The organism is Qipengyuania algicola (genome assembly GCF_042492175.1).
Classification (GTDB): Bacteria; Pseudomonadota; Alphaproteobacteria; order Sphingomonadales; family Sphingomonadaceae; genus CAJXSN01.
Genome location: NZ_CP170453.1, coordinates 1,148,096 through 1,167,719 on the forward strand (window position 1 = coordinate 1,148,096; position 19,624 = coordinate 1,167,719).

At 63.0% G+C, this 19,624-nt stretch carries 19 protein-coding genes; 8 read left to right on the top strand and 11 right to left on the bottom strand.

Features of this window, described 5'->3' with window-relative positions; genetic code table 11:
* The first annotated feature begins 34 nt into the window (after positions 1-34).
* The 5 genes from ACFCW2_RS05475 to ACFCW2_RS05495 all read left to right on the top strand — a co-directional run bounded on the left by ACFCW2_RS05475 (position 35) and on the right by ACFCW2_RS05495 (position 2,959).
* Positions 35-295 (top strand): RNA-binding S4 domain-containing protein, encoded by a 261-nt coding sequence (locus ACFCW2_RS05475; protein ID WP_379548617.1) that lies wholly within the window; start codon positions 35-37, stop codon positions 293-295.
* The gene (gene fdxA / locus ACFCW2_RS05480) at positions 292-630 is read left to right on the top strand and encodes a ferredoxin FdxA (RefSeq protein ID WP_379548618.1); all 339 of its coding nucleotides are present in this window, start codon (positions 292-294) and stop codon (positions 628-630) included. Before ACFCW2_RS05475 ends, fdxA begins: the two co-directional genes overlap by 4 nt.
* Positions 631-912: 282 nt before the next feature.
* Positions 913-1,452, top strand: coding sequence for a CarD family transcriptional regulator (locus ACFCW2_RS05485; RefSeq protein WP_379548619.1), 540 nt, complete (start codon positions 913-915; stop codon positions 1,450-1,452).
* Between the two features lie 128 nt (positions 1,453-1,580).
* Positions 1,581-2,531, top strand: a complete 951-nt coding sequence (locus ACFCW2_RS05490; RefSeq protein ID WP_379548620.1) for a head GIN domain-containing protein — start codon at positions 1,581-1,583, stop codon at positions 2,529-2,531.
* Between the two features lie 68 nt (positions 2,532-2,599).
* Positions 2,600-2,959, top strand: coding sequence for a hypothetical protein (locus ACFCW2_RS05495; protein ID WP_379548621.1), 360 nt, complete (start codon positions 2,600-2,602; stop codon positions 2,957-2,959).
* Between the two features lie 12 nt (positions 2,960-2,971).
* Here the strand turns inward: ACFCW2_RS05495 and ACFCW2_RS05500 are convergent, their stop codons facing one another.
* Positions 2,972-3,916 carry an L-threonylcarbamoyladenylate synthase gene (locus tag ACFCW2_RS05500; RefSeq protein ID WP_379548622.1) on the bottom strand — a complete coding sequence of 315 codons (945 nt, stop codon included), beginning with the start codon at positions 3,914-3,916 and terminating at the stop codon, positions 2,972-2,974.
* A gap of 41 nt (positions 3,917-3,957) precedes the next feature.
* On the opposite strand from ACFCW2_RS05500, the gene ACFCW2_RS05505 reads away from it, so the two are divergent.
* Positions 3,958-5,706 carry an acyl-CoA dehydrogenase gene (locus tag ACFCW2_RS05505; RefSeq protein ID WP_379548623.1) on the top strand — a complete coding sequence of 583 codons (1,749 nt, stop codon included), beginning with the start codon at positions 3,958-3,960 and terminating at the stop codon, positions 5,704-5,706.
* Between the two features lie 3 nt (positions 5,707-5,709).
* On the opposite strand, the gene ACFCW2_RS05510 is transcribed toward ACFCW2_RS05505, so the two are convergent.
* Positions 5,710-7,176, bottom strand: a complete 1,467-nt coding sequence (locus tag ACFCW2_RS05510; RefSeq protein ID WP_379548624.1) for a PQQ-dependent sugar dehydrogenase — start codon at positions 7,174-7,176, stop codon at positions 5,710-5,712.
* Positions 7,177-7,272: 96 nt separating this feature from the next.
* Between ACFCW2_RS05510 and ACFCW2_RS05515 the strand changes: the two genes are divergently transcribed.
* Both ACFCW2_RS05515 and ACFCW2_RS05520 read left to right on the top strand, forming a co-directional pair.
* Positions 7,273-7,755, top strand: a complete 483-nt coding sequence (locus ACFCW2_RS05515) for a GAF domain-containing protein (protein WP_379548625.1) — start codon at positions 7,273-7,275, stop codon at positions 7,753-7,755.
* Positions 7,756-7,935: 180 nt separating this feature from the next.
* Entirely contained in the window at positions 7,936-9,003 is a 1,068-nt protein-coding gene (locus ACFCW2_RS05520) for a glycine zipper 2TM domain-containing protein (RefSeq protein WP_379548626.1), read from the top strand.
* Positions 9,004-9,024: 21 nt separating this feature from the next.
* Here the strand turns inward: ACFCW2_RS05520 and ACFCW2_RS05525 are convergent, their stop codons facing one another.
* The 9 genes from ACFCW2_RS05525 to ACFCW2_RS05565 all read right to left on the bottom strand — a co-directional run bounded on the left by ACFCW2_RS05525 (position 9,025) and on the right by ACFCW2_RS05565 (position 19,606).
* The gene (locus tag ACFCW2_RS05525) at positions 9,025-11,745 is read right to left on the bottom strand and encodes a carboxypeptidase-like regulatory domain-containing protein (protein ID WP_379548627.1); all 2,721 of its coding nucleotides are present in this window, start codon (positions 11,743-11,745) and stop codon (positions 9,025-9,027) included.
* A 105-nt stretch (positions 11,746-11,850) separates the two neighbouring features.
* Positions 11,851-12,687 (bottom strand): molecular chaperone, encoded by an 837-nt coding sequence (locus tag ACFCW2_RS05530; RefSeq protein ID WP_379548628.1) that lies wholly within the window; start codon positions 12,685-12,687, stop codon positions 11,851-11,853.
* 201 nt (positions 12,688-12,888) lie between these two features.
* Positions 12,889-13,524: a DUF4402 domain-containing protein gene (locus ACFCW2_RS05535; RefSeq protein WP_379548629.1), complete on the bottom strand. Its 636-nt coding sequence runs from the start codon at positions 13,522-13,524 to the stop codon at positions 12,889-12,891.
* A gap of 197 nt (positions 13,525-13,721) precedes the next feature.
* The gene (locus tag ACFCW2_RS05540; protein ID WP_379548630.1) at positions 13,722-14,702 is read right to left on the bottom strand and encodes a ParB/RepB/Spo0J family partition protein; all 981 of its coding nucleotides are present in this window, start codon (positions 14,700-14,702) and stop codon (positions 13,722-13,724) included.
* The gene (locus tag ACFCW2_RS05545; RefSeq protein ID WP_379548631.1) at positions 14,699-15,475 is read right to left on the bottom strand and encodes a ParA family protein; all 777 of its coding nucleotides are present in this window, start codon (positions 15,473-15,475) and stop codon (positions 14,699-14,701) included. Before ACFCW2_RS05545 ends, ACFCW2_RS05540 begins: the two co-directional genes overlap by 4 nt.
* The gene (gene rsmG / locus ACFCW2_RS05550) at positions 15,472-16,113 is read right to left on the bottom strand and encodes a 16S rRNA (guanine(527)-N(7))-methyltransferase RsmG (protein WP_379548632.1); all 642 of its coding nucleotides are present in this window, start codon (positions 16,111-16,113) and stop codon (positions 15,472-15,474) included. Before rsmG ends, ACFCW2_RS05545 begins: the two co-directional genes overlap by 4 nt.
* Complete coding sequence (gene mnmG / locus ACFCW2_RS05555) at positions 16,110-17,969, bottom strand: tRNA uridine-5-carboxymethylaminomethyl(34) synthesis enzyme MnmG (protein ID WP_379548633.1); 1,860 nt, start codon at positions 17,967-17,969, stop codon at positions 16,110-16,112. The genes rsmG and mnmG overlap by 4 nt, the downstream gene beginning before the upstream one ends.
* 68 nt (positions 17,970-18,037) lie before the next feature.
* Entirely contained in the window at positions 18,038-19,306 is a 1,269-nt protein-coding gene (gene mnmE / locus ACFCW2_RS05560) for a tRNA uridine-5-carboxymethylaminomethyl(34) synthesis GTPase MnmE (RefSeq protein ID WP_379548634.1), read from the bottom strand.
* A gap of 33 nt (positions 19,307-19,339) precedes the next feature.
* Positions 19,340-19,606: a DUF6489 family protein gene (locus ACFCW2_RS05565; protein WP_379548635.1), complete on the bottom strand. Its 267-nt coding sequence runs from the start codon at positions 19,604-19,606 to the stop codon at positions 19,340-19,342.
* Positions 19,607-19,624: the final 18 nt, after the last annotated feature.

Here is a 19,624-nt window from a genome sequence, read left to right on the forward strand (position 1 = left end):
GCTCTGCCGCCTCCGGTTCGCCCGGACCCGCAGCATGGCGCAGGCCAAGGCGCTCACCGGCCATATCCGCATCAACGGCGCCCGTGTCCGCCGCGCAAGCCATCCGGTTAGCGTGGGCGATGTTCTCACTCTCCCGCAGGCCAAGAGCGTGCTGGTGTGCCGGATCGAGCGCCTGCCGGAACGCCACGGACCGGCGGAAGAGGCACAATCGTGCTATCTCGTGCTTGACCCCGACGGGATAAGCGATTTAGCACGCACGCAACATCAGGCACACGCAAGGACCGAGCGCCCATGACTTATGTCGTCACCGACGCATGCATCAAATGCAAATACACCGACTGCGTAGAGGTGTGCCCCGTGGATTGTTTCTACGAAGGCGAAAACATGCTGGTCATCAATCCCAGCGAATGCATCGATTGCGGCGTGTGCGAGCCGGAATGCCCGGCGGAGGCCATCCTGCCCGACACCGAAGACAATCTGGAAAAATGGCTGGAGATTAACACCAAGATGTCGGCCGAATGGCCCAACATCACCAGTCAGAAAGAACCACCTGCCGACGCCGATGAGCATAAGGGCGAAGAGGGAAAATACGAGAAGTTCTTCAGTGAGGCACCGGGCGAAGGCGACTGACGCTTCGCCTTTCGGGGGCCGTCATTGACGGCTCTGGCCTTCTAACAAATCACCGTCTCGCCCAGGCCTTTACGCTTCGGTGAGCGAAGACTCGCAATTTTTGCAAACTCATGCTATATAATCAGCACACTGCGCGGGTTTTGATCTTGCGCAGAACGGTTTGTTGAAAGGCAGGATACCCCCGACAGCGTTGGAACTGGCCCGGCTCATGCAGCTTTCGCATGGGACACGGGGCTTTGACGCAAAGCGCTTTCAGGCTCTGCCGAATGGAAAGGAATGTTCATGGCCGCCAAGGCACCTGCCTTCGACGTAGGCGATTACGTTGTTTATCCCAAGCACGGCGTGGGCCGCGTGATGGAACTGCAGAATGAAGAGATCGCCGGCATGCAGCTGGAGCTCTACGTGCTGCGGTTCGAAAAAGAGCGAATGACTCTTCGCGTGCCGACCAACAAGGTCGAATCGATCGGTATGCGCAAACTTTCCAGCGACAAGACGCTGAAAGAGGCGATGGAAACGCTCAAGGGCAAGCCCAAGGTCAAGCGGACCATGTGGAGCCGCCGGGCCCAGGAATATGAAGCGAAGATCAATTCCGGCGAACTGGTGTCGATTGCCGAAGTGACGCGCGATCTGTTCCGCCCAGACGATCAGCCCGAGCAGAGCTATTCCGAGCGGCAGATTTTCGAAGCCGCTTCCAGCCGCCTCGCCCGCGAACTGGCCGCGATGGAAAAGACCGATGAGCCGACCGCGCTCGAGAAGATTCTCGAAATCCTGCGCGAGCACGCTCCGCAATATTACGAGAACGACGACGACGACAAAGCGTAAGCGCGCTTCTCGACCAGCGGCCGATACAGGCCGATGAAGGGCCGTCCCGCAGGGGCGGCCCTTTGTGTGTCGGCTTGCCATGTGTCTGTTAGCGTATTATATCGCTAATACACATTTTGGAGGGACCGATGCTCAACCGTTTCATGAAATCGCTGGCGCCCGTTGCCGCGCTGCTTTTCGCCACCGCGACAACCGGCTGCGACGGGGTGGATATTTCCATTGGTGATGGCGACGCCGTGCCGCTCGCCGAGCTCGACATGAGCGGCCCCGCGCCGACCGAGATTGTTCTGGCGGGGCCGGATAATGTCATCGTGACCGAAGGCGACACGCTGGATATCACGGTCGAGGGCGACAGCGACGTGACCGAGGCTCTTCGGTTCTCGCGCAGCGACGACGCATTGGCCATTTCCCGCAAAGGCAATAGCTGGGGTGACGAGAAGGCCACCATCCGTGTGACGATGCCTTTGCCCAGCAGCATGGTGCTGGCCGGTAGCGGATCGATCGAACTGCCGGGCATGGCCGGCAGCGCCGATGCCACCATCGCCGGATCGGGCAAGGCCCGCGTCGCCGCTCTGGCGGCCGAGCGGATGGAAGTGACGATCGCGGGATCGGGGTCGCTCGACGCCGAGGGAACTGCCGATCGCCTCGAACTGACTCTCGCCGGGTCGGGTAAAGCCAATATGGGCGGCCTGAAAGTCGAGCGCGCCGAGGTGAATATCGCCGGGTCGGGCAAGGCTGGTTTTGCGTCGGACGGCAATGTCGAGGCCAACATCATGGGTTCGGGCACAGTCGATGTGGTCGGGAATGCAACTTGCGAGATCAATTCGATGGGCTCGGGCAAATTGCGCTGCAACAAGGGCAAGGTAAAGGCCAAGGACAAGGATACTGCCCCCAAAGCTGCAGCCGCGCCCACCGCGCCGGAAGCTCCGGAAGCACCTGCTGCGCCCTCCTCGGCCGACGCGAGTGTCGCCGAGGCCGAGCTGCGCGCGGCGCAGGCCGAAGCACGCGCTGCACGGGCCGAAGCCGATGCGGCACGCGCCGAAGCGAACGCCCTGCGGGCGCAAGCGGGCGGGGAGTAGTCGCACTCGCGGTCACGATAGGGTAAGGACTGATGTGTCAGGCGGTTTCGCCTCAGGAGAACACCGCCATGCGCCAGCCCTTCCCCAACCTTTCCAGCCGCAGCACCGTCATGCGCTTTGCACTGATTGTCCCTGCCGCCTTCATGATGCAGGGATGCCTTGCGAAAACCGCTCTTGATGTGGTCACTTTGCCGGTGAGGGCAGCGGGCAAGGCCGTCGACGTGGCCACCACCAGCCAGTCCGAAGCGGACGAGAAGCGCGGGCGCGAAATCCGTCAGCGGGAGGCGAAGCTGGCCGAGCTGGAGCGGCAATACTCGAAAGAACGCGCGCGATGCGAAGGTGGCGATGCAGGCGCCTGCGCCGATGCGCGCGAGACCTATGCGGAAATCCAGGCGATCCTGCCCACCGTTCCGCTCGAACCGCGCTAAACGGTAAAGCGGCTAGGCGGCAGCCCGCTTCAGCCGGTCATTGATCGCTGTTCCCAGCCCCTCATGCGGGATCGGCGCGACTGCAATGCGCGCTTGCCCCGACTGCGCGGCCCGGTGAAGCCCCGCGTAGAGCCGCGCCGCCGCCTCTGCCAGATCGCCGCCGGGTGAGAGCGACCAGTCCCCCAACACTTCGCCGAAGCCAATAAGGAACTCATCCGCCCGCGCCGTCTGCGCCTCCAGCCGCACCGGTTTACCCGGAGCATAATGCCGCGCCAATTGCCCCGGTGCGCGGATCGTTCCCCCAGCATCCTCCGGCGCTGTTCCCGTCACCGCAGCAAGTTGGCCCACAGCGATCGGGCCGGGCCGGAGCACCGACCACCCGCCATCGCGCTCCACCGCCACAATCGTCGATTCCAGACCGCGCTCGCAGGGGCCAGCATCCAGAACGGCGTCGATCCGTCCGTCCAGCGTGGCCAGCACATGGCCGGCCTGCGTCGGGCTGACCGTTTCGCTGCGATTGGCCGATGGGGCTGCCAGAGGAGTGCCCAACCCCGCCAGCACATCGCGCATAACGGGGTGCGCCGGGCACCGCAGGGCAATCGTATCGAGGCCGCCCGTCACTGCCGGCGCAAGGCCTGCATCTGCGCACAGCGGTAATACAATGGTCAGCGGCCCCGGCCAAAACGCCGCAGCCAGCGACCGTGCCCTTTCGTCCCACTCGGCAAGCGCCTCTGCTGCCGCCATATCCGGCACATGCACGATCAGCGGATTGAAAGACGGGCGGCCCTTCGCGGCGTAGATCGCCGCGACAGCATCCGCATCATCGGCTCGCGCCGCCAACCCGTACACCGTCTCTGTCGGAATCGCCGCAAGGCCACCCCGCCGGAGAATCTCCACCGCCCGCGCGATTCCCGCATCATCGGCATCCAGCCGTTCCGTAGCGCGCTTGCCGGTCATGCCCGCGCGCTATATTCGCCCCAGCAACAAGCCAAGAGGAAATGCACGTGACCCCCTATTCCCCCGCCACCCAGGATCAGTTGCTGGCCATCAAAGTAAACGCCGGGATCGCAGATCTGGCGAGCCACGAACGCTTTGCCGCGGCCGAGGCCGATATGGTGGAAGCGATCGTCGGCGGGATCGGTGAGTTCGCGGCGGGCGAATGGGCTCCGCTCAACCGGATTGGCGATACCGAGGGCGCGAAGCTGGAGAACGGCGTTGTCCGCCTACCTGAAGGCTTTAGGCAAGCCTATGAGGGCTATGTCGAGCAGGGCTGGAACGCCATTTCCGGACCGGTGGAACATGGCGGCCAGGGTCTACCCTTCACCCTCGCCTGCAACGTGCTGGAAAATCTCGGATCGGCCAATTACGCCTTCACTTTGCTGCCGATGCTGTCGGTAGGGGCCGTCGAAGCATTGGAGCACCACGGCAGCGCGGTGCAGCAGGCGAAATATCTGCCCAAGCTGGTGTCCGGCGCATGGTCGGGCACGATGAACCTGACCGAGCCGCAAGCGGGCAGCGATGTCGGCGCGCTTCGCTCCACCGCCACGCCCATCGAAACGGGCGAACATGCGGGCAAATGGTCGATCAAGGGCCAGAAAATCTACATCACCTTCGGCGATCACGAGATGGTCGAGAACATCATCCATCTGGTGCTGGCCCGCACGCCGGGCGCACCCGAAGGAAGCCGGGGCATCTCGCTGTTCGTGGTCCCCAAATACCATGTGAACGACGATGGCTCGCTCGGCCCGCGCAATGATCTGCGCCCTGTCAGTCTGGAGCATAAGCTGGGCATCAATGCCTCGCCCACATGCGTCATGAGCTACGGCGACAACGATGAATGCATCGGCGAAATGGTCGGCGCGGAAAATCGCGGGCTGGCGGCGATGTTCACGATGATGAACAATGCCCGGATCAATGTCGGTGCGCAGGGCGTGCAGATCGGCGAGCGCGCGACCCAGCAGGCGATGGCCTATGCCCGCGACCGAGTGCAGTCGGCCCGCGCCGGTTCGCCCGACAAATCGCCGGTCGCCATTATGGAGCATCCCGATGTGCGCCGGATGCTGGTCCGGATGAAGGCGCTGACCGAAGGGATGCGGGCGCTGCTCTATTACACATCCGGCCAAGTCGATCGCGGAACACTGGGCGACGAGAACGCCAAAATACGTGCAGAAGTGCTGGTCCCGATGCTGAAGGCTTGGGCGACAGACACCGGGATCGATGTCGCCAGCATCGGCGTGCAAATTCATGGCGGGATGGGCTTTGTCGAGGAAACCGGCGCCGCCCAGCATTACCGCGATGCGCGAATTGCCCCGATTTACGAAGGCACCAATGGCATTCAGGCCGCCGATCTTGTCACCCGCAAACTGGGCCTGGCCGGCGGCGAAGCGCTGATCGGTCTGTTCGAAGACATTGCCCGTGATGCGGCCGATGAGCCTGCGCTGTTTGCGCTGGCTGGAGATTGCGCCGGAATTGCCCGGTGGATGCGCGAGGAAGCGAGCCTCGATGACCGGCTGGCGGGCAGCGTACCCTTCACTGCGATGGCGGCGGTTGCTGTCACTTCATGGCAATTGCTGCGGCAATCACAGGCAGTCGCAGCTGGCGAAGTCCCGGCACTGGCCAAGACCAAGCCGGTGACGGCGCGCTATTTCCTCGATCACGTCGTGCCCGAAGCTGCGGGCCTCAAAGCCGCTGCCACTGCAGGTGCAGAGCTGTTCTACGCGCTGGACGCCGACGCTCTGATGGGTTGAGAATTACTCTCCGCCGATGGCATTCCGCTCGCGGGCGAAATCTTCGGAGAAGCTGGCCGCCGGATCACCGCGCAGTTCGATCTGCGGGCGGAGCGATTCGGTACGGAACCGGGCAATCGCCGGAGCCGCCTCTGCACCCGGTGCGACCACGCGCCAGACGATACCGGCGGTGTCGTCGGTAACCAGCAGTGACCCGTCGCTCGCCCACTCGACCCATGTCGGGCGACCTTTGGTGGTACCGTCTTCGTTGAGGAAGCCCGTCAGGATATCGATCGGCTTGCCCTCAGGATTGCCCCGCTCGTCGAACGCAACATACACGACGTCATAGCCAGAAGGCGGTTTCCGGTTCCACGACCCGTGGCGGGCGATGAAAGCACCGCGAGCGAAATCTGCGCCCATCCGGTTGCCTTCCGCGCTGAATACCAGGCCCAAAGCCGCCACGTGTGGCCCCAGCGCGTATTCGGGACGGCGGGCATATTCGGTCAGATAAGCCGGCATCGGGGCTTCTACCCGCTGGTCGATAGTGTCCTTCCAATACACCCACGGCCAACCATATTGCGCGCCGACCGGCACGTTGGTCAGGTAATCGGGCACCAGATCCCCGCCGAGCATGTCGCGCTCGTTCACAGTGGTCCACAGCTCGCCCGACATCGGGTTCCAGTCCAGCCCGTTGGGATTTCGCAAGCCGACTGCGAATTGGCGCTGCTTGCCCTCGGCAATGTCATATTCCCAAATCATCGCGCGGCCTTCTTCGACCTCCATGCCCTGCTCGCCGATATTGGAAACAGAGCCGACTGCGATGTAAATCTTGGTGCCTTCCGGATTGAGCTCGATATTGCGCATCCAGTGTCCACCACCCGGCGGCAGATCCATCAGCTTGCGCGGTTCACCGCCAAGGGTTTCATCGCCAAGCGCATAGTCGAATGCGAGCAGCGCATTGTGATTGGCCACATAAAGCGTGCCATCGTTCCACGCCATTCCGGAAGGCGAATCGAGTGCATCCGTCAGCACCTGCTTCACTTCAGCCACGCCGTCGCCATCGGCATCGCGCATCAGTACGATCTGGTTGGCCGAATCGCCCACCGCCCCGGCCTGGCTCATCAATTTCTCGGCGATCCACGCCATGATCCCGCCGTCTTCCTCGGATTTTGGAGACCGCGTCAGCGTGACCAGCACGTCGCCATTGGGCAGCGCGTGGAGGACGCGCGGATGCTCCAGTCCGTCGGCAAAGCGCTGAACCACAAGTCCCTCAGCCGCGACGGGCAGCTCGCCGTCTTCCCAGCCGACCGGCTTGGCGATGGCGACAGTCGGGAACAGGCCTCCACCGGGTTCGGTCAGCTCCGGATCGGTCCCGGCAACTGCATCGACAGACAATTCCGCGCTGCTGCCGCGGGTGATGAAGTAGATTGCAATCCCGATGATCAGGATAATGGCAAGAATGGCGAAGAGGATTTTCCGGCGTGTGCTCATGGATAAATGCGATACGCACCGCGCGCCCCTGCCGCAATGACCTTGCCGCAATGACTTCTCGCAAACCGGGCCAATCTCGCGCTAGGGGCGGCTGCTATGTATGATTTCAAAGCAGACGAAACCGCCAGCGCAGAAGAACGCTACCGGCAATTGGGGCAAGCCGCATCAGCCTTGATCGAGGGCGAGAGCGACACCGTGGCCAATATGGCCAACATCGCTGCCCTGTTGTGGGAGTTTATCCCGCGGATGAACTGGGCGGGGTTTTACCGCGTGATCGATGGCGAGCTGGTGTTGGGGCCGTTTGCCGGGCGGCCGGCCTGCATTCGCATTCCCATGGGGCAAGGCGTATGCGGGGCAGCGGCGGCGAGCGGCACAACGCAGCTAGTCGAGGACGTCCATGCGTTCCCCGGCCATATCGCCTGCGATGCCGTGACCCAGTCAGAACTGGTCGTGCCGGTGATTCGGGACGGCAAAGTGATCGCAGTGATTGATTGCGATAGTCCAGAGCCTGCTCGCTTCTCATCAGACGATGCAGCCGGGTTGGAAGCCTTGGCCACCATTATCGCCCCCTTCATTTAGGAGGCCATTTTGGGCGCCCAACCATTACAGTTAACCCGTGATCCTTATGCCCCGAAACGGGACAGCAGCCCGCCAGCCCCCTGACTCTGCGGAACACGATGGTAGATTTTCCCTTAACGGCAAGGAGTCGCCCGATTTTCGGTGGCTGTCTGACACGCCAATTTGAGAAGGGGAAATACCATGACGATCCGCCAGAGTTTCGCCGCCGGGACGGCGCTCGTCGCTGTTGCCGTAGCTGCATCGCCCGCCCTCGCAGCGCAGGAAATGTCCTACGAACAGACCGAATATGAATTCGCCCAGCCGCTGCCGGCTGCCGAGGCGCAGACCGTGTTCACCAGCGAGCCTGTGGTTCAGGCCATCCCGTCGCCCACAACCTATCGCACGGCATCGCCCTATCCGGTGAGCTATGAGCGGGAAGTCGAAGTAGTGCGGCCCGCTTCCTATCACGGCACAGTCGAGAATGGCGGATACACCCCGCCGATGCCGGGGCATGCACAGCCAATCCCGCAGCCGGTACCCCAAACAATCCCTGCGCCGCAGACGCACCAGACGCATCAAGTGCCCACGGTTCCGCAGCATTACCCCTCGCAGCCGCATGCGCATACGCAGGCTCCGCACTATCCCGCACAGCCCGTCGCGCATCACGGCGGCCCGCCGCTGCCGCCTGCGCCCAGCTTCGATCGCAGCGGATGGCTCGACAATTGTGAAGATGAATTGCGCCGCCGCAAGAATCGCGGAGCGACCACCGGCGGCCTTCTGGGCGCGATTGCTGGCGGCGTGATCGGCAACCGCGTGGCCGATAGCGAGCGCCTGGGCGGAACGCTGATCGGTGCCGGTGTCGGCGGCTTGGCCGGACTGGCCATCGGATCGGCTATTGGCTCTGCAGTGGGCGGCAATCCTTATCTGAAGGAGTGCAAAGCCTATCTCGAGAACTGGGAGCGCGGCGGATACGGCCAGGGCGGTTATGCTCAGGGCGGATACGGCCAGCACGCGTACGGCTACGGCTATGGCCATCATGGCTATGCCTATGGCCACCACGGCTACACCTATGTGCCCGCGATGGCCTATGTGACGACCTATCCGATTTCACGGCCGGTCATCCGCGAATATGTCACCGAGGAGTGGGTCGATGTGCCGGTCGAGCATGTCGAGTACGAGACAGTGACCGTGCACCACCCCGCTCCTCAGCCGGTCCGCTATATCAAGCAGAAGCCGGTTACCCATGTGAAATATATCAAGGGGCAGTAACACCCCCGCAAAATCTGCGGATCAGGAGCCGGGCGCGCCCTCTTCCACGCTCTCGCCAGTGGCGATCGTGAGGGGCGGTCCGGCTTCCATCTTGATGGTGCCCAGCCGCGCGATTTCGTCCGGCTGACCCACACGGATCCCGCTTTCCAGATCGGCCTTCACTTCCAGACGCCGCGCCATGCCGGGTGCCACCCGCAGGCGATAGGTGCCATAGGGTACGCGGTCGAACAGGAAGAACCCGTCAAACTCACTCACCGTTTCGGACACGACCTGCCCCCTTGCATCGAGCAGCTCCAGCTGGACGCCCTGCATCTCGTAACCGGTGGTGGAGAGCAGCAAGCCCTCGACCTCGCCCGATCGCGTCACCGGCAGCTCCACCGAAAGAGGCACGCCCGGGCGCGGGACAATCACGGTGCCGACAGAGCCCGGAGCGAGATAGGGATCACCCAGCGATCCTTCGTCGAGCCGAACCAGAACCGGCTTGTAGGGCTGCAGCCCGTCGATCACCGTGCGGCCATCCTCATTGGTCGGCTGCTGGCTGATGCGCATGCCGGCAGCGGCATCGACTTCCGGCAGGAAGGGCTCCTCCTCGCCGCGTACGCCGTCGCCATTCTCGTCGAGGAACACGCTGACCACTGCCTGCCCGCGTCGGGCGATCCGATCACTCGTCACGCGCACCCCGCCATTGGCCGGGTCAGGTCCCAGGCTGAACGCAAGCGACAGGCCCGCCCCGAAGGCGCCCGCCGTGCTGTAGCTGGTATTGGCCGTCATCGCGAACTGGTCGAACAGGCGGGTGAAACCGAGATTGAAGAAGGCGGTATCAGTCTTGGGCAGATAGTCGACATTGACCGACAGATCCGACCGCTCGCCGACGCTCTTGCGGGTGGCGACACGGACGGAGCGCAGGCCGGTGTCCCGCCCGGCAAGGCCGATCTCCGCCGTGCCCCTGAGCCGCAACCCGAATACCCGCGCATTCGCCAACAATTTCAACTCGGTCTGGGCTTCCAGCTCGCCCGCGACAGCATCATCCGCAATCTGATGGGATAATTGGCTGGTGAGGCTTAACCCTTTGAAATTAAACGATGTTGCCGCGCCCAATTGGGTGGCCGATGAGCCGTTCTTGAGCGTGATCCTGTTGACAGACGCCTGTAAAGGCAGGGAAAATCTGCCCAGCCGCAGCGAAGTATCGGCGCGCAGGCCGAACTGATGCGCCGTGCCGGGCGCGACGAATTCGCTTTCGAACCCGCCATTCACCCACAGCGCATTGGCGCCGAGGTTGAAACGGCCCACCCGGCCCGCAGCCGCCGCACGCGCGGCAAAAGCGCCGGTGTCATCGGCGGCACCGGTTGCCTCGATCTGCCAGCTGCCAAGCGTGCGGTTGAGCGTCGCCTCCGCGTAGTTTCGTCGTCGCCCGCGCAAGGAAATGCTGTGGACGCCCGCCGCAATCGAAGTCTGTTCGTCGATCCCGTGCTCCAACCCGGCCCCAAGACGCCATGTCCCGCGCACTTGCCCCGGAATGGTGGTTTGTGTGCCGATCTCCAGCAGGCTGGTGTTGTCCTGCAGCGCATGGGCCCAGTAATAGGTCTTGCCCGGCTCGATCGTGTTGTACCCGACGGGCTGGGAGGTGCGCTCGCGCTTCTCCTGCCCTTGCGGCCCGTACAGCACGACTTCGAAATCGTTGCGGCCATAGAACAGCTCGACATCCTCGAATTCATACCGCCCGTCGCGGGCCTCCGCCTGAAACGCGATCAGCTGGCCGTTGCGATAGAGCTCTGCATCCCATCCCGCCGGCAGAGTGCCTCGCAAGACGGTGGTGGTGAACAAATTTGTCCGCCCCAGCGGTTGATTGGAGATGTAGGCACCGCGCCCGACGCCGCCAAAGGCGGTCAAACGCCCCTGTTCGCCGGTGACATCGCCAGCGACAACTTGAGTCGCCTTTAACGGACCAAGAAGATTGCCATCGGGATCCTGTCGGAAGGCCCGCACCCGCAGGGATTGGGGTTTGAGCGAATTGTCGGAAGCCAGGCGGGCCTCCACACTCGCGCCCAGCAGCTCGCCCGCAGCAAACAGTTCATAGCGCCCGGTCACATCTGTTCCGTTGCCGCTGACCTTGCGCGCGTCGGTCCGCGCGACGACATCGACCGAAGGCGTGCGCCAGACCCGGTAATCGGCATCGGCGCGGGGATATTCGGCGAGGTCGAAGCCGTTTTTCTTTGGACGAAGTCGCGCCGCGCGACTTCTGCGCTCGATCGCCTCGATAAAGGGGAGTTTTGTGTCGCTTTCGAGCGAAACCACGGCATTGTAGATGTCGGGGCGGAACGTCACGCCGAACCAGCGGGACAGCGCCCCGGTTTCGACACACCACCCCTCGGGCGTATCGGTAATGTCTCCCGCCACCGGCGCACGACCGTTGTTCACGTTTTGTACCGTACCAGCCGCCCGGTCGAGTGTGAAAGACTGATCTTCCGAGAACAGCCAGCCAGTTGCGCGGCGCGACTTCTTGTCGAGCCGCACTGGCAGCTCGAGCGACTGAATGACGTCAGCCAGATCGAGGCAGATATCGTCGCCGTCGTTGATTTGGTAGCCGCGAATTTCAAGCGGCATGGAATAGCTGCCGACTTTCATCTGCAGCATCAGAAAATCGTCTTCCTCGACGGCGAACCCGCGCGCGCCATCCTGCGCGAATGCGGGAGAGGCCGAAACGCCAGAAAGCGCTGCCGCAAATGCTGCGGCAGCGCCCATTCTCCCTAAGGGAGTGTTCTGTATGATCCGGCGGAAGGACATTCAGGCGGGCACTTTCAGAGGCTTACCGGAATTTCCGGCAGTCTCCGCTCGCACTCCGGGGCTTTAGCCCAGATCCGTATCGATTGCCGCGATCACGTCACCTCCGCGCTCGGGAGGCTCGCGATATTCCAGCCGGACTTTGCCGCGCATGACCGCAGCCTGCTCTTCGCTCAGGACCACATTGACCATCCGGCGGTCGAGTTCGGGATAGACCGCCACGCCGCGTGCGAGAAACATGGGTTCCCCGCGCGCCGGAATGGCAACCAGATCGCCAAACACCGAGGCATCGCCCGAACGCTCGATAGCGAAGGACAAAATCGGGCGGCCATCATTGGTCTGGAGCATGCGCGCCGTATCGATGGCGGCATTGGCCTGAACCTGGCCATGGCGGATGATCAGCGGAATGGTCACCCCGTAAATCGGGATGAGCTTTACCGAGAGGCCTTGCGCCGGCGTACCGTCGGAAACGGCAGGGCGTGGCTTGGGAATAGCATTGAAAGAGAGGTGCACGCGGTACTCGCCATCGGGCAACTCCGCGTCGGGACGCGCTGCGATCCGCACCGCCTGCGGTTGGCCGGGCGGCAATTTGATGCGCCGGGGAGCGTACCGGACCATAGAAAGAGCCGCAGCTTCCAGTGCGTTAGCTTCTTCCTTGGAAACCTCGACGAGATTGCCATCGGGGCCCATCCGGCGCAGCACCATACCGATCCGGTAGGTGGCTTCTTCGCTGCCGATATTGCTCAGGATTACCTGCGCGCCTCGGCGACCGTCGAGAATCACACGCGTCGGCGCGACCAGCAGGTCCCCCTGTGCACTCGCGGGAACCGGTGCAATCGCTGCGCCGGCAAGGAGGGAAGCCATGGCAATCTTGGTGGCATGGCGGGCAAGGCGGTTGATCATTTTTCTCGTGCTCCCTGGGCTCACGCGGGGAAGGCGCGAGCGGTCAAGAACAGTTCCTATCTAAAGAGGGTTAACAGCCTGCTAAGCTTGGCCTGTGGCCGCTCGCGCGATTGAAACACGCAGCTGAAACGACAGAGGCCGCGCGCTTTCCAGCGCACGGCCCCCGTTTGTGTTCGTGTGCCCCGGTTGGGGCCGCAGCGATTAGTTGTAGTTCACTTCAACCGTGAAGGTGTGCTCGTACAGGCCAGGCTCCTGACCGGCGACCAGAGCGATCGAACCACCGACCGGGAAGGTGGCCGTGCCGCCTGCCAGCAGAACACCGTCATACTGGACCCAGATCGGGTCACCGGTGATCGGATCGAAAACCGGCAGGCCGAAGCCGTCAACAACCTGCGTGGTCGAATCGAGCTTGGCGTTGGTTTCGAACTCGGTGATGTCGATCGAGTGGACGGTCACACCGTCGTCGAACTGCAGTTCGTCGGTAGCTGCCGAAGCGTCGGGCAGCGTGATGCTGACAGCCTTGCCGTCGGAGCCCGAAACTTCGAACTCGGCAACGTCGGTCGTGCCGGAGCAGACAGCGGCGGCTGCCGGGCAGCTGATGGCGCTGCCGTCGGAAGGCACGGATACGGTGCCTGCGCCGAGAACGACGATCGAACCGAAGTCGAGCGAGCTACCTGCAACATTGGTCAGCGTCAGGCCGGCCAGAATTTCAGCGCGAGCGTCGGCGTCAGCCTGGTTGGCGTTCGGGTCGCCAGCGGTCTGTGCCATGGCAGGCATAGCTGCGAAAGCGACAGCGGCAACGGCGGTAGCGGCAGCGCCGCGGAAAAACGTTTTCATGGTAAAATCCCTTACAAATTTGGTCTTCAGTGTCCCTGGACGGGGACAAGCTGTGACCGGCCCCGTTCGAACGGGTCTCCATCCGTTCGTGGCCTTTAGGTAGAACTACCAAGTAAGGGTTTTGTTGGTGGACATGGTTAACGCGTGAACGGTTTTTCGTTAACTTTTTGGACCATACCTCCAATAATTTCAGTGGTTTAGATATCCCCGCCAGTCAGACGCTGGCAAATCAGATCCAGCTGATCGAGCGTTTTGTAACGTATTGTCACCGCGCCCGTACGGGGATCGGTGTCCGTTTTGATACGTACCGACAGGCCGAGAAACTCCTCCAGATGACGTTGGACCGCCGCAATATCGGCGTCCTTTACGGGATCGCGCGAAGGCGTTTGCGTCTTACCCGCGCTTTTGCCCGGGGCACTCCCGCCCTTTGCCAGTTTCTCCATGTCGCGCACTGAGAGGGAACCCCGCACAGCATCGCGCGCCAGCGCAGAGGCTTCTTTATGGCCCACAAGCGCACGGGCATGGCCCATGGACAGATCACCGCGCTCCACGAGATCCACCACATCGTCTGGCAAGGTCAGCAGCCGCTGGAGATTGGCGACGTGGCTGCGCGATTTGTCGACCATGCTGGCAATGTCGCTCTGGCTCAGGCCCTCCTCGTCAGCGAGACGGCGATAGGCGCGCGCCTCCTCGATCGGGTTGAGATCGACGCGCTGCAGGTTCTCGATCAACGCCAGCGCCATAACCTCCCGCTTGTCCAGATCGCGAACCAGTGCGGGAATTTCGTGGAGCCGCGCCTTTTGCGCCGCCCGCCAACGGCGCTCGCCCGCGACAAGCTGATATTTGTCGCCCGAGAGCGGGCGCACGATAATCGGCTGGATAACGCCGCGCTGGGCAATCGACGCAGCAAGCTCGTCCAGCGAAGCCGGATCGAAGACAGTCCGTGGCTGGCCGGGAAGCGGCTCGATGGAGGCGACAGGGATCGAGGCGAGGCCATTTCCAGCGGGCGCTTCACGCGAACCGGATCCCGCCGCACTCCCCTGCCCGCTCGTTACCAGTGGCTCTTCGCGCCGGGTTTCGCCCATCAGGGCGCCTAATCCCTTGCCAAGCTTCTGCTTGCGGTCGGCAGCCTTGCGCGGAATGGGCGAGAGATAAATGGGCTCGTCGGACTTGCTCATGCGGCTTTCCTCTCTTCAGGCAGGCGTCCGATCAATTCACGGGCGAGCGCCATGTAAGCGCGGCTGCCAGCGCAGGCGTGATCATAGACCAGTGCCGGAAGGCCATGGCTTGGCGCTTCGGACAGCCGGACATTGCGCGGAATGACGGATTCGAACACCAGACCACCCAGGCAATCGCGCACATCGTCAGCCACCTGATCGGTCAGGCGGTTGCGGCGGTCGAACATGGTCAGGGCGACACCAATAATTCCCAGATCGGGGTTAAACCGCTGCTGCACGCGCTCAACCGTCTGCAGAAGCTGACTCAGACCCTCCAGCGCGAAAAACTCGCATTGCAGTGGGACCAACAGAGTGTTCGCCGCCCCCAGGGCATTCAAGGTCAGCAGCCCGAGTGAAGGCGGGCAATCAATGAAACAGATATCGTGGCCGGTGTGCCCATCCAGCGCGGCCCGCAAGCGGTCGGTGCGGTCCGTCACGGAGACCAGCTCCACCTCCGCTCCACTCAAGTCGACTGTGGCAGGAAGCACGTCGAGCCCGGGAATGCTGCTGGGCTGGATGCATTCTGACAGCGGAACCTGATCGACCAGCAACTCATAGCTCGATTGCGCACGATCTTCGGTCGATACACCCATGCCGGTAGAAGCGTTGCCCTGCGGATCGAGATCGATCAGCAGCGTTTTCCATCCGGTGGCGGCCATGGCCGTCGCGATGTTTATGGCGGTGGTCGTCTTTCCAACGCCGCCCTTCTGGTTCGCAATCGCAATCCTGATCATCGCTTTCCTTCCGGTTTGATACGCCCCCGACCCACAAGAATGGCCGCATCCCCATCTGTCGCCGATTGTTCCACGTGAAACATCTGGCGGCTGCGCTTTTTCAGCGCATGCAATTCCTGCGCCGCCGACCGGCCCTTCGGCAAGACCCATTCTGTCCGCACAGTGGAAAAGGCTGCGGATAGGTTGAGGAGCTTTTCCAACGGAGCGAAGGCCCGGGCCGTGACAACATCCACGGGAAACGGTTCGATCAACTCCAGCCGCTGGCCATGCATGCGGCAATTCGCAAGGCCCAGAGACTCGATTGCATACCCCAGCCATTCCACCCGCCGCTTGCGGGATTCGACCAAATGGATTGTCGCTTCGGGGAGCATGATTGCCAATGCAATGCCGGGGAAGCCCGCGCCGGAGCCGAGATCGAGCCACGCGCCTGTTTCACGTGAAACATGATCGACGATCTGCGCGCTGTCGGCAAAGTGCCGGACCCACACCATTTCCAGAGAGGATTTCGACACCAGGTTTTGGCGGGTGTTCTCCTCGACGAGAAGATCGGCCAAGCGCTCGAACATGCCGAACCGCCCATGTGGCATACGCTCATGAATGAAGGCGCGCGCCCATTCTTCGGTCAAGTCTGCGCTCACGCGGCGACCTTTGCGAGACGCTTTGCGTGCACCATCAGCACCGCAAGCGCTGCGGGGGTCACACCGCGCACACGGCCCGCCGCCGCCAATGTGTCCGGCCTCGCCGTGGTGAGCTTCTCGACCATCTCGTTGGAGAGACCCGCCACATCGCGATAAGGGAAATCCGCCGCAAGCGGCACGTTCTCGCTCGCCCTCAGGTCGCGCAGCTCGGCATCCTGCCGTTCCAGATACGGGGCGTAGGCGGCATCCTCTGCCAATTCCGATGCGAGCGCACTGTCGATACCGCCCCCAAGATCCAGAGCAGAGGCCACATGGGCGAAGGCGACTGCAGGGAAACGCAACCATTCGCGCGCGGGGCGTTTTGCACCATCATCGCGGACATCCGCTCCGGCGTCGATAATAGCCCTCGACGGAAGAGCGGCGTCCAACTGGCCGTCGATGGCCGAACGCTCGGTCTCCCGCTTCTCGAACCAGCGCATGCGCTCTTCACCCAGACACCCGATCTCCAACGCAAGCGGGGTCAGGCGCGTAGCAGCGTTGTTGGCCCTCAGCCGCAGGCGGTACTCGGCGCGCGAGGTCAACATGCGGTACGGCTCGCTCACCCCGTGCAGGGTCAGATCGTCGATCATCACCGCGATATAGCTGTTTGCGCGGTCCAGCGCCGGGCCCGGCTTCTCCAATATTGTGGCCGCCGCCGAGAGACCCGCCACCAGGCCCTGTGCAGCCGCCTCCTCATAGCCCGTGGTGCCGTTGATCTGGCCGGCGCAATAGAGCCCCGGTACCTCGCCCACCATCAACCCCCGGGTGAGCGCTCTCGGATCGATATAGTCATATTCGACGGCATAGCCCGGCACCGCCATCTCCACCGCGCCCAAGCCATCCATGCTGCGGAGCATAGCAAGCTGGACATCGACCGGCAGAGAGGTGCTGATCCCGTTGGGATAAACCGTGGCCGAATCCAAACCCTCGGGCTCCAGAAAAACTTGGTGCCCGTCACGGTCACCGAAGCGGTGGATCTTGTCTTCGATCGACGGGCAATAGCGCGGGCCTTGCGCATCAATCGCACCGGAGAACAGCGGCGAGCGGTCCAGATTCGCCCGGATGATATCGTGGCTGCGCTCATTGGTGCGCGTGATCGCGCAGAACACTTCCGGGTTAGTGCGCGCCTGCGTGAGGTCGGACATAGTCCACCCCTCCCCGTCAGACGGCTGCTCGGGCAGCGAGGCCCAGTCAATCGTCCGGCCATCGAGCCGGGGCGGCGTCCCCGTTTTGAGCCGCGCCATCGGCAATCCGAAGTCGCGGACCTGCTGTGCCAGAAGCGTCGCCGAATCCTCTCCGACACGCCCGCCAGTCAGGATCTCCTCGCCGCGGAACAGCTTGCCGCCGAGAAAAGTCCCGGTGCACAGAATCACCGCCTGCGCATCCACAGCCGACCCGTCGGCAAGAACCACCCCGCGTGCCTCCCCGCCGGACAGCTGCAACGCCGCCACCTCGCCCTCGATAACCGAAAGCTCGGCCTGACCCTCGACAATCTCCTGCACCGCAGCCCGGAATAGTTTCCGGTCCGCCTGAATACGCGGGCCCCACACAGCGCTGCCTTTCGACCGATTGAGCATCCGGTAGTGGATCGCGGCAGCGTCAGCCGCACGGCCAATCACCCCATCAAAGGCATCGACCTCGCGGACCAGATGCCCCTTGCCCAATCCGCCAATTGCCGGATTGCAGCTCATCGCGCCGACCGTGGCACCGTCGAACGTGACCAGAGCCGTGCGCACACCCATGCGCGCAGCCGCACACGCTGCCTCGACACCAGCGTGCCCGCCGCCAACCACCAGAACATCGAACCGAGCGCTCATAGCGCCCCTATAACGCCGAACTCCGCCGTGGCCCACCGGGATTTGCAGGATGTTTCACGTGGAACATCTCACTTCCCGATGCAGAACCGCCCGAAAAGTGTGTCGAGCATGTCCTCGGTAGCGACGGTCCCGAGAATGCGATCGAAGGCGAAGCGGGCTGTCCGCAGGTTTTCTGCGGTCACGAGGAGATCGTGGGCGAAGCCTTCGGACAAAGCCCGCTGTGCCTCGGCCAACAATTCGGATTGCCGCTGGTTGACGGCATGTTCCCCCGGTTTGGGCAGCATGGTGCGGGCTGTTTCGCCAAGATCGGCCAGCAATGCAGCAATGCCCTCCCCTGTTAGTCCCGACACTGTGTGACGGGCATAGGACTTACCACTGCCGCCCTCGTCACACCGTGTGGCAATCTCCCACGCTCCTTCTGGCCCCTCGCCCTCTAGCCCGAGCCACAGGATAATGTCGGCCCGCTGTACTTCCGCCTCTGCACGCGCAATGCCGATGGCTTCAATGCTGTCTGGCGTATCCGTTCTAAGACCCGCCGTATCGATCAACACAAAAGGAATGCCATCGATGGCGACCGGCCTTTCGATTGCATCGCGCGTCGTGCCGGCAATGGGTGAAACGATCGCCGCATCGGTGCGCAGGATTGCATTGAAGAGGGTGGACTTCCCGGCATTGGGAGGCCCGGCCAAGACGACCCGGATCCCGTCCTGCAACCGCTCCACCTGCGGGCGGCCCAACAGAGACGAAATCTCTTCCTCCAGCGCGGTCCAGCCATCGGCAAAGGAAGCGGGCAATTCCCCCACATCGTCCTCGTCCGAAAAATCGAGCGCGCTCTCCACATGCGCGGACAACACCAATAAGCGTGACCGCCAATCGGCGAACAGCTGCGACTGCCCGCCGCCCGCCGCATCCACCGCCACCGCGCGCTGAAGCTCGGTCTCTGCCGAGAGCAAATCCGCCAGACCCTCGGCCTGCGCCAGATCGAGGCGACCATTCGCAAAGGCGCGCTGGGTAAACTCGCCCGCTTCGGCAGCCCGCAAACCAGTCAGCTTGGACAATCGCTCCAGCAGCGCGGCCACAACCGCACGTCCGCCATGACAATGGAGCTCGGCACAATCCTCGCCGGTGGCCGTCGCCGGTCCGGGAAACCACAGGAGCAAAGCCTCATCGAGCAGGCCACCTTCTGAATCCCGCAGCTTCGCCAGGCTGGGTCGGCGCGGCTCTGGTACTCGGCCCGCGAGGGCCTTCAGCGCGTCAGCCGCGTTAGGCCCCGAAATGCGGATAACCCCGATGGCGGCGGGCGGAGCGCCACTCGACAGGGCAAAGATCGTATCCATGGCTCTCGCAATAATGGGCCGACAGGCGCGCGGTCAGTCCGTTTTGCCTTTTGACTTTGGAGTCAGCGCGCTGCCCGCAGCCATGCTGCCCTCGACGAAATTCTGAAACATTTTCAGTCCCATCTGGCCCATCGGAGCAATCGACTTGGCAATGTCCTGCAATTGATCCGGACTGGTCACGCCCTTCATCGCCTTAGTTACCGTGTCGACATAGACGGCATTGGCCTTGCTCACATCGGGGAGCCCCAGAAAGGCGCGCGCTTCCTCTGGCGTGCAGTCGATTTCCACGTGGACCTTCATGGCGTTTCCTCCGTTTGT